The following is a 9,766-nucleotide window of genomic DNA, read 5'->3' on the forward strand; positions in this document are numbered from 1 at the left end:
GCAGGGTGAGCGAAGCGACAAAATGGCAGGATAGCCGTTTTGCATGGCTGCAAGCCACCCGAAGGGCGAGGCACAAGGATGTGTCGAGTGACATCAATCCCCCTCACCGCCATCATTTATATATAGGTGCCCGGTTAACAGCCGGGCATTTTTATTTGTCTGTTCTCCAGGTGCTTTTGTGCCACAGGACGCATAATCGAAAGATCCCCTTTCGCTGCAATATCGCGTGGGCAGCGGACCGTGTACTCTTAGCGGAAATTCTGCAGGGTATCCTTTTCATCCACTGATGATGTCTTTGAATTAAGAGGGAATGCGTGATGACCAGACTGAAAAAGCACCGGGTATGTTCCGGCCACTCTTTTCGCTGTTTAATGAGACGGACGAACCATTGCCTGACGGGAGAACATTAACATGGCCGTTCAGTCAAACGTATCCCATATTCTTACCGAACTCGCGCACAACGCCCGGCAGATAGACGAGAGCCAGGCGCAGGCATTCATCGCACAAATTCGCAGCGCGAAACACATTTTCCTGCAGGGTGCCGGGCGCAGCGGCATTGCTATCCGCGCGTTCGCTAACCGTCTGTTGCATCTGGGTTTCTCGGTCAGCCTGGTCGGTGAAATCTCGTCACCCCACTCCAGACCTGGCGATTTATTGATTATTGGTTCTGGCAGTGGCGAAACCGCGAGCCTGAAAGCACTGGCGCTGAACGCCGTTGAGCGCGGTGTCGATGTGGCGCTGATTACCCTGAAAGCAGATTCAGGCATCGGCAGACTGGCCAAATGCGTGTTGGTATTACCCGGCAACGTTAAAACCGATAACGCACGTAGCGCCGGACGATTCTCGCAGCCAATGGGCTCGGCCTTTGAGCAGCTTTGCTTTATCACCTGTGACGCCATGGTGCTTGAAATCATGCATCAGTGCGGTGAAACCAGCGAGAGCATGTTCAGCCGCCATGCGGATTTCGAATAACAGCATAACGCTTTTCCCGAACGTCGCTGATTTATACCCGGCAAATCTGACACCGAAACCCTGTGTGGTGATACGGTATCGCCGCTGATACGGGTGTGCAGGTTAGATAATTTATTCTGTTTATATTTAAGCGTAATTGATTTCCCTGGTGCTGGACTCAGTTATTGATGTGGATAAGGCCACGCATGATCGAGGCCGGTTGATGACAGGATGCCGGTGACGCCCAGCCAGGCGATCACCAGCGCGAAGACAATAATTGCTGTAATTTCAATTGATTTAATCAAATGACGCTTAGCCATAAATACCCCTTCTCAGTTCAGGTGTTTGTACACGCTTCTCTGAAGATAAGATGTTACCGGTAAAGCGCAAGCGTTGATCACATCATGAAACATAAAGCACAGCTTATTGATTATTTGCGGCGCGAAAATTTAGCATAGCCGTTTGCCCGTCTGCTGGCATCCTGGTGCATCCGGGTTTTTCGTGGGGTGAGTGATGTGATCATTCAGACGCCGCGTGCACCGGGCTGAGCACATCCGTTGCCGCTAACCCATTTTTGTGACGCACAATATCCGCCATGATTGCCAGCGCGATCTCCGCCGGGGTTTTGCTGCCGATATCCAGTCCAACCGGTGCGTGAATGCGCCGCAACTGCGCCGGCGTCAGCTCCGCAATCGCGCTCAGGCGCGCTTTGCGTTTGGCGCTGTTGCGCTGCGAGCCCATCGCACCGAGATAAAACGCCGGCAGATTGACCGCTTCCATCATGGTGAGATCGTCAATACGCGCATCATGCGTCAGCGAGAGAATCGCCGTGGCGGCATGACAGCCCTCGCGTTCCAGATACACCGCCGGAAACTGCTGCACCAGTTTGACGTCCGGCGCGAGTTCGGCCGCCATATTGCTCAGCACCTCTTCACGGTGTTCACAGACAATGGTTTCGAATCCCAGCGCCAGCGCGAAGTTGGCACAGTAAACGGCGACGCTGGAGAGTCCGGCAAGGATCAGGCGTGGCGCGGCACTCAGGGTCAGAACGATTTCATCGTCAGTGACCTGGGTGCGGGTGCGGCGGGTATAAGGTGCCGGTTCGATCGCGTGACACGGCTGCGGCAGCGTCAGGCGTTTGGTGATGGCACGCGCGCCGGTCAGCGCATCCTCCAGCTGCTGTAAATAGCGCAGCGTGGCGGCCCCGGCAGGCAACCGTTCGACCAGAATATCCAGTACGCCGCCGCACGGCAGCGCGCGGTCAGGCGTGTCGCCCCCCTCACCGTAGCGCACCCGTTGACTGGCGGCAGAGAACGCCTGCTGCTGAACGCGGGTGATAAAATTCTCCTCGACGCAGCCGCCGGAAAGGGAACCGCTGTAGCGCCCATCGGCGCGAATCACCATCATCGCGCCCGGCGGGCGCGGCGATGAGCCGTACGTGCTGAGCACGGTACACAGCCACACCGGCTGCGCTTCCGCCCACTGCTGCGCCATCCTTACCACCTGCACATCAAGAGAGTGCATGACTTTTTCCGCTCATCGTTTCCGCCCTTTTTCTTCCCGTAAGCATAGCAATGAAAAACCCGGCCGCAGCCGGGTTGTGATTAGCTATTTTTTCAAGGTTAACTGTAAGCATGCAGCGTACGCTGGCACAGTGCCGAGCGAACGCAGTCGTCTTTACCGAAACGCACCACGCCAATCATCTCATCCTCTTCGAAGCGCGCCAGCGCATCGGCAAGGCCAGATTTGACGCTGACGGGCAGGTCGCACTGGGTAATATCACCGTTGACAATCACGGTGACGTTTTCGCCCAGGCGGGTCAGGAACATCTTCATCTGCGCAGCGGTGACGTTTTGCGCCTCATCCAGAATCACCACCGCATTCTCAAAGGTACGTCCGCGCATATAAGCGAAGGGCGCGATCTCTACCTTGGCGATTTCGGGTCGCAGGCAGTACTGCATAAAGGAAGCGCCGAGACGTTTAACCAGAACGTCGTAAACCGGTCGGAAATAGGGAGCGAATTTCTCGGAGATGTCTCCTGGCAGGAAACCGAGATCTTCATCCGCCTGTAAAACCGGGCGCGTCACAATGATCCTTTCGATGTCCTTATTGATCAGGGCCTCGGCTGCTTTCGCAGCGCTAATCCAGGTTTTACCGCAGCCAGCTTCACCGGTCGCGAATATCAGCTGTTTCGTTTCTATGGCGTTAAGATAGTGCGCCTGAGCATCGTTTCTGGCCTCAATTGGTGACCGGTCACGCACATCGCGCGCCATGCCAATTGCATCCAGCCCCCCCATCTGCACCAGCGAAGTGACCGATTCTTCTTCACGCTGACGATGACTGCGAGAGTCACTGCGAAGCACTCGGCGGGCTTCACGACGCGCTTTGATCACTGCTTTCTGTCTTCCCATAGTGGCACCTTACAGTTGGTTTCATTTATCGCGGCGGATCACCCGCGGCGATGATTTGAACGCTTTAGAGGTTTTGTTGGCTTCCTTGTAAGCCGTATCGAGCCAGTGAGAAAAGTGTGCAACAACGCCGAAACGCTGCCGCGCACCGGTAAACATCGGAAAAGAATTCGAAGGCGATTAAAGAAAAGTGAAGAGGATTCTCACGCGGGAGGCAATCCCCCGCAGCGTACTGCGCTAGCTGAAGTGTATTTAACTGTCCGTATAAGGACCGGGCCATGCGCGAACTCCAGTGGACTTAGCCACACAACTGACGACGCTATGACTAAAGTTCATCATATTTCCGCCGATTTGCAACAATATTTTTACTTTACGGCAAAGAAAACCCGCGTGGCGCTGCCTTAGCCCGGTGCGCTTAAATTAAATTAATATTAATATTCAGCAGGATAGGTAATTCAGCACTTAACAAACTGTTTCAGAAAATTCGGACATCACAGCGAGACAGGAGAAATTTAAGACGGGCTTAACAGCAGCGCCTGGCACCGCGAACGGCGGACAAGCGCTGTACATTAATTAATCAGGCTTCGAGCAACGGCTGCCCCAGATAATGATTTTTGTCCGCCACACCGGGCAAAACAAAAAAGTATCCGCCGCCGATGGGACGAATATATTCTTCCAGCGCTTCGCCGTTGAGTCGTTTCTGCACGGTAATAAAGCCTTTGCTTAAATCGTGCTGATAACAGACGAACAGCAGCCCCATATCCAGCTGCCCTGCCCCGGTAATCCCCGAGGAATAGCTGTAGCCGCGCCGCAGCATCAGGCTGCTGTCGGTTTGCGGCGTGCGCGGATTGGCGAGCCGGATATGCGCATCCAGTGCGATAATCTCGCCGTCCGGATCGCGGGCATAATCCGGCACGTCGTGCTCATGCTGCATCCCCAGCGGTGCGCCGGACAGCTTCTCACGACCAAAAATGGTTTGCTGCTCGCCCAGCGGCGTGCGGTCCCACATTTCAACGTGAAAACGGATGATGCGCACCGCCTGATAGCTGCCGCCGTGCGTCCACGCCGGTTCCTGCTGTTCCGGTGTCACCCACAGCAGCTGGTCCATTAACTGCGCATTGTGGGTATCCGGATTGGCGGTACCATCTTTGAAACCCAGCAGGTTGATCGGCGTTTCGCGCCCTTTGCTGCGTGCAGCGTGATCGGCGATGAAGCCGTCGCGCCGCCAGCGCACCGCCAGCAGATCCGGCGTGTGCTTGATGATATCGCGTAGCGCGTGGATCACCGTATCCTGGGTATTGGCGCAGATCTGAATCAGCAGGTCGCCATGACACTGTGCGGCGTCGAGCGAATCGTTGGGAAAGCGTGTCATCGTCTGCAGCTGGCTGGGCTTATGCGCGGCCAGCCCGAAGCGCTCGTCGAACAGTGAATCACCCACCGACAGCGTCAGGGTCAGGTTATCGGGCGCAATGTCCGCACCCAGGATGCCGGAATCGAGCGGCGGCAGCTGCGGATTGGGCACCGCCGGCGCCGGTCCGCCCTGGGTGAGAAAGGCAAAGCGCTGCGTCAGCAGCCGCAGCAGGCGTTCCAGTTCGGCTTTATCACTGGCCAGCACATCAAACGCCACCAGCATCATAGATGCCTGCTGCGGCGTCAGGATGCCGGCCTGATGAGCGCCGTAAAACGGTTGCGCCTGCTGGCGCGCGTCGGGTGCAACCGTGCCAGGTGAGAAACTCTCTGCCGCGCTGGCGGCATGGAACGGACAGCCGCCGCCCAGTGCCGCCGCGCCACCCAGCATGCCTAATCCCTGTAACAGACGACGACGCGACGGTTGCGCCGCGTCATTTTTTTTACTCATGATTAATCAAGACCTAAAGTGCCGCGCAACAGGGAGAGATCTTCCGCCAGCGTGGTGATGGGCCCTTTCAGCGCATTACGGTCGCTGGTGGTCAGCTTTTCATAGGAGGCAAAACCGTCTTTGGTGCGGTATTTGCTGAGAATGCCATCCACCTTCTTAAAGTTCGCGTCCACTTTCGCCAGCAGCTGCGGATTGGCTTTTTGCAGCAGAGGACGCAGCAGATCAACGATTTTCTGTGCGCCGTCGATGTTGGCCTGAAAATCGGACAGATCGGTACGGCTGTAGCGATCTTCCTCACCAGAGATTTTGCTGGACGCTACCTCTTCAATCAGGCCTGCCGCGCCACCGACCACTTTCGCCGGCGGGAAGGCCAGCTCGCTGACGCGGGTTTGCAGATCCTGCACATCCTTATACAGCTGGTCAGCGAACGCGTCCGCGCCTTTGGTGGTGTTGTCGGCGAACAGCAGTTTTTCCAGCCGATGGAAGCCGGTAAATTTCGGATCTTCCGCTTTTTTCTCGAAGTCATCTTCACGCGCGTCAATACTGCCGTCGAGGTCAGAGAACAGTTCGGCAATCGGCTCGATGCGCTCGTAGTGGACGCGCGTCGGCGCATACAGCGCTTTGGCTTTTTCCACGTCACCGGCTTTTACCGCGTCGGTAAAGGCTTTGGTGCCGGCCACCAGCGCGCTCACCTCGCCCATCACGTAGACTTTGTAATCGGCAATTGGCCCGACCAGCTGCAGCACGTCTGGCTTGCCGCTGCTGGCGGTTTGGCTGTCACCGCTGACCACCAGCTTGCCTTTCGGATTGGTGAGCAGGCCGCAGGTCATGTCATATTCACCCGCTTCCAGGTTGGCGGTGAGCTTCTGGCTGAAGCCGGGCGCGATGTTTTCGCGCTCTTCCACCACCATCACGCCTTTGAGGATTTCCCACTCCAGCGCTTTCTGGCTGTTGTTTTTGATAATGAACTGGGTTTTACCGGCCTGCACGTTGAGCGACATCGGCTCGCACTGCTTGTCAGTGACCGTCACCGTGACCTGCGGTACGGCAGCGGCAGAAGCGGCACCGGACAGCGCCAGCATGGAGAGCAACAGCGCCTTACGGCGGAAGCGAATCGTCATAGTCATATCCCTGTTACATGAAGGTACAGGCGCACGCGCGCCTGCGAAAAGTTAGCGCACCGACCGTGCGGCGCTGGGTGCCGGACGCGCCGGGAAGAAAAACAGCAGCAGCGCCGGGATCAGATAAATCAGCCATACCGCGACTTCGCTGACGCTCGGCGCTTCCTGATAACCCAGAATGCCTTCCAGCAGCGTGCCAAAGATCGAATGGGTAGAGAGCGTGTTGCTGAAGTCAAACGCGGTCGCCTGGAAGTGGTTCCACAGTCCCGCCTCGTGGAAGGCGCGGATCGCCCCCGCTGCCAGTCCGGCCGCCACCAGCAGGATGAACAGGCTGGTCCAGCGGAAGAAGTGCGCCATGTTAAGACGCACGCCGCCGTAGTAAATCAGCATGCCCAGCACGATGGCGGTCGCCAGACCCAGCACTGCGCCAATCGGTGGCGCATAGCCGACATCCTGGGTGAAGGCCGCCAGCAGAAAGAACACCGACTCCAGCCCTTCACGCGCCACGGCGAGAAACACCATCAGCACCAGCGGCAACCCGCTGCCGCCCGGCTTCTGCAGCGCCTGATCGACGGATTTTTCCAGCGTAGCTTTGATATTGCGCGACACCTTGCGCATCCAGAACACCATTGAGGTGAGGATCACCACGGCAATCACCGCCACGATGCCCTCGAACAGCTCCTGCTGTTTCTGCGGGAACTCACCGGTGGTTTCGTTGATGAAAATACCGAGCGCGAGGCACAGCGCCGCAGCAATAAACACGCCGGCCCACATCGCGGGGAACCACTGGCTGCGCTGGGTGCGTTTGAGATAGCTGGCAATCAGGCTGACGATGAGCGCTGCCTCGAGACCTTCGCGCAGCATAATGAGAAAGGGAACGAACATCACCAACCTCTTGAATGTTAAGGAGGGTAAACCTAAGGTAAAAATACGTAAAGTGCGAACGATATCGATTATCATTATCGCGGATGAAAATACAAGTCACCGCGCGAAATTAATTTTGCTTTTGCGGACCAGGTAGCGATGCGGGAAAGTCAGGGCGGGGTGACAGATTAGGCGATAAATCGCGCGCAGAGGACGTGACACTGACAGTGCGGGGAGCATGGCACTCGCGCTCCCCGCTTTACTCAGACCATCACCGTTATTTGGTGTTGTATTCCGCTTCGGCGGCATCGAAACGCTGCTGCGCTTCAGCCGACGGTTCGCGGCCAGCCAGGCTCACCACCACAATCGCGATGCTGGCAAACAGGAAGCCCGGGATGATTTCATACAGGTTGAGCCAGGCGTACTGCTTCCAGATCAGCACCGTAGCGGCCCCGATAATCATGCCGGCCAGCGCGCCGTTGCGCGTCATGCGCTTCCAGCACACGCCGAACAGCACCACCGGACCGAATGCGGCACCAAAGCCTGCCCAGGCGTAGCTCACCAGCCCCAGCACGCGGTTCTCCGGGTTGGAGGCCAGCGCAATTGCCACCAGCGCAATCACCAGCACCATTAAACGGCCAACCCACACCAGCTCTTTCTGGCTGGCATTTTTACGCAGAAACCCTTTATACAGATCCTCAGTCAGCGCGCTCGAGCACACCAGCAACTGACAGCTCAGGGTCGACATCACCGCCGCCAGAATGGCCGACAGCAGAATACCGGCGATCCACGGGTTGAACAGAATGCGCGCCAGCTCGATAAACACGCGCTCGCCGTTTTCGCTTACGCCCGCCGCCTGCTCCGGATGGTTCTGGAAATAGGCGATACCGAAGAAGCCCACCGCAACAGCACCGGCCAGACACAGGATCATCCAGGCCATGCCGATGCGGCGTGCGGTACGAATAGAACGGTGCGAGTCTGCGGCCATGAAGCGCGCCAGAATATGCGGCTGGCCGAAGTAGCCAAGGCCCCAGCCGAGCAGTGAAATCACCGCCACGAAGTTCAGGCCCTTCAGCATATCGAGGTTTTCCAGGCTTTTCGCTTCAATCACCGCCAGCGAATCATCCAGTCCGCCGACGGCGATAATCACAATCACCGGCGTCAGGATCAGGGCAAAAATCATCAGGCTGGCCTGCACGGTATCGGTCCAGCTCACCGCCAGGAAACCGCCCACCAGCGTATATAGAATGGTTGCTGCCGCGCCAGCCCACAGTGCGGTTTCATAACTCATGCCGAAGGTGCTTTCAAACAGGCGCGCACCCGCCACGACGCCCGAGGCACAGTAAATGGTGAAGAAGATCAGGATTACCAGTGCCGAGATGACGCGCAGAATTTTGCTGTGGTCTTCGAAGCGGCTGGTAAAAAAGTCTGGCAGGGTTAAAGCGTTATTGTGATGCTCGGTCTGCACGCGCAGGCGACCCGCAACAATTTTCCAGTTCAGCCACGCGCCAATCGTCAGGCCGATGGCAATCCAGCTCTCAGAGATCCCGGAGAGAAAAATCGCGCCCGGCAGTCCCATCAGCAGCCAGCCGCTCATGTCCGAGGCCCCGGCCGACAGCGCGGTCACCACACTGCCCAGGCTGCGACCGCCCAGAATATAGTCGTCAAAGTTTTTGGTTGAGCGGTACGCAATAAAACCAATCAACACCATCCCGAGGATGTAAATGATAAATGTCACCAGCATCGGTGTACTTACTGTCATCTGTCTCTCCACTTATTATTTGATCTCTTAAGAGAAATCTTTTTTCCTGCGTTACCGGAACGGGATAACGTCAGGGCTTTACCGCATCCAGAGAAAGCGATTTCTCATAAGGCGCGGTATCCTGCCGCAAAGGTGCGACGCGCACAATGCATTTAACACAGCTGTTACCTGGGTTTCACCTGACTTTGCATTTTTCATGCTCACAGGTTGCGCCTGTTCACATTTTAAGTTGCACCTGATGTCAGCCAGGAGGCGTGATGTTGCGGTGGGTTGCAACTCTGGCGAGATTCTTGCAGCAAGTTCTGTGCCGCTTTTGCTGCGTTAACAAAAAAGCCGGTTAAAAACGTGCAACCGAGGTCACATTTAACACGGTTGCACAAAGTTGCAACATGAGTGATAGTGCAGCCCACGCTGAAGTTGATTCACACTTTGAGGACGAGGAAATCATGGGAACCACCACCATGGGGGTGAAGCTGGATGAAGCCACCCGCGATCGCATTAAACTGGCGGCGCAAAAGATTGACCGCACGCCGCACTGGCTGATCAAGCAGGCAATTTTTAACTATCTCGGCCAGCTGGAAGCGGGAGAAACGCTGGCGGAGATCCCGCTGCAGCTGAATGATGCCGCAGACGATGAGCGCGTGCCGGAAGAGAGCTTCCAGCCTTTCCTCGACTTCGCCGAACACATTTTGCCGCAGTCGGTCAGCCGCTCGGCCATTACCGCCGCATGGCGTCGTCCGGAGACCGATGCGGTGCCGATGCTGCTGGAGCAGGCGCGTCTCCCTGCCCCGCTGGCAGAGAA

General features: G+C 56.8%; 9 protein-coding genes. 2 read left to right on the top strand and 7 right to left on the bottom strand.

What is annotated here, in order from left to right; all coding sequences use genetic code 11:
* Positions 1-411 precede the first annotated feature (411 nt).
* A complete protein-coding gene (hxlB, locus tag ERD80_RS11855) occupies positions 412-972 on the top strand; it encodes a 6-phospho-3-hexuloisomerase (RefSeq protein WP_136547025.1) in 561 nt (186 codons plus the stop codon).
* A 161-nt stretch (positions 973-1,133) separates the two neighbouring features.
* Here the strand turns inward: hxlB and ERD80_RS22495 are convergent, their stop codons facing one another.
* The 7 genes from ERD80_RS22495 to putP form a co-directional block, all read right to left on the bottom strand.
* The gene (locus tag ERD80_RS22495) at positions 1,134-1,271 is read right to left on the bottom strand and encodes a hypothetical protein (RefSeq protein ID WP_168926272.1); all 138 of its coding nucleotides are present in this window, start codon (positions 1,269-1,271) and stop codon (positions 1,134-1,136) included.
* A gap of 199 nt (positions 1,272-1,470) precedes the next feature.
* Entirely contained in the window at positions 1,471-2,475 is a 1,005-nt protein-coding gene (locus ERD80_RS11860; protein ID WP_168926273.1) for an XdhC family protein, read from the bottom strand.
* Between the two features lie 98 nt (positions 2,476-2,573).
* Positions 2,574-3,362, bottom strand: a complete 789-nt coding sequence (gene phoH / locus ERD80_RS11865; RefSeq protein WP_127834262.1) for a phosphate starvation-inducible protein PhoH — start codon at positions 3,360-3,362, stop codon at positions 2,574-2,576.
* A gap of 574 nt (positions 3,363-3,936) precedes the next feature.
* Positions 3,937-5,217, bottom strand: a complete 1,281-nt coding sequence (efeB, locus tag ERD80_RS11875) for an iron uptake transporter deferrochelatase/peroxidase subunit (RefSeq protein WP_136547027.1) — start codon at positions 5,215-5,217, stop codon at positions 3,937-3,939.
* A 2-nt stretch (positions 5,218-5,219) separates the two neighbouring features.
* Positions 5,220-6,338: an iron uptake system protein EfeO gene (gene efeO / locus ERD80_RS11880; protein WP_136547029.1), complete on the bottom strand. Its 1,119-nt coding sequence runs from the start codon at positions 6,336-6,338 to the stop codon at positions 5,220-5,222.
* 51 nt (positions 6,339-6,389) lie between these two features.
* Entirely contained in the window at positions 6,390-7,223 is an 834-nt protein-coding gene (gene efeU, locus ERD80_RS11885; protein ID WP_021509909.1) for an iron uptake transporter permease EfeU, read from the bottom strand.
* 256 nt (positions 7,224-7,479) lie between these two features.
* The gene (putP, locus tag ERD80_RS11890) at positions 7,480-8,964 is read right to left on the bottom strand and encodes a sodium/proline symporter PutP (protein ID WP_058771173.1); all 1,485 of its coding nucleotides are present in this window, start codon (positions 8,962-8,964) and stop codon (positions 7,480-7,482) included.
* Positions 8,965-9,410: 446 nt separating this feature from the next.
* Here putP and ERD80_RS11895 point away from each other — a divergent pair.
* On the top strand, positions 9,411-9,766 hold a 356-nt coding region (locus ERD80_RS11895; protein WP_211145587.1), incomplete at its 3' end, for a hypothetical protein.

The organism is Pantoea sp. R102, from assembly GCF_004916815.1.
Taxonomy (GTDB): Bacteria; Pseudomonadota; Gammaproteobacteria; order Enterobacterales; family Enterobacteriaceae; genus Pantoea; species Pantoea dispersa.

What these genes read in the sequence shown, in the direction of transcription:
- hxlB (WP_136547025.1), top strand. Translation starts at nt 412, where the DNA reads ATGGCCGTTCAGTCAAACGTATCCCATATTCTTACCGAACTCGCGCAC.
- ERD80_RS22495 (WP_168926272.1), bottom strand. Translation starts at nt 1,271, where the DNA reads ATGGCTAAGCGTCATTTGATTAAATCAATTGAAATTACAGCAATTATT.
- ERD80_RS11860 (WP_168926273.1), bottom strand. Translation starts at nt 2,475, where the DNA reads ATGCACTCTCTTGATGTGCAGGTGGTAAGGATGGCGCAGCAGTGGGCG.
- phoH (WP_127834262.1), bottom strand. Translation starts at nt 3,362, where the DNA reads ATGGGAAGACAGAAAGCAGTGATCAAAGCGCGTCGTGAAGCCCGCCGA.
- efeB (WP_136547027.1), bottom strand. Translation starts at nt 5,217, where the DNA reads ATGAGTAAAAAAAATGACGCGGCGCAACCGTCGCGTCGTCGTCTGTTA.
- efeO (WP_136547029.1), bottom strand. Translation starts at nt 6,338, where the DNA reads ATGACGATTCGCTTCCGCCGTAAGGCGCTGTTGCTCTCCATGCTGGCG.
- efeU (WP_021509909.1), bottom strand. Translation starts at nt 7,223, where the DNA reads ATGTTCGTTCCCTTTCTCATTATGCTGCGCGAAGGTCTCGAGGCAGCG.
- putP (WP_058771173.1), bottom strand. Translation starts at nt 8,964, where the DNA reads ATGACAGTAAGTACACCGATGCTGGTGACATTTATCATTTACATCCTC.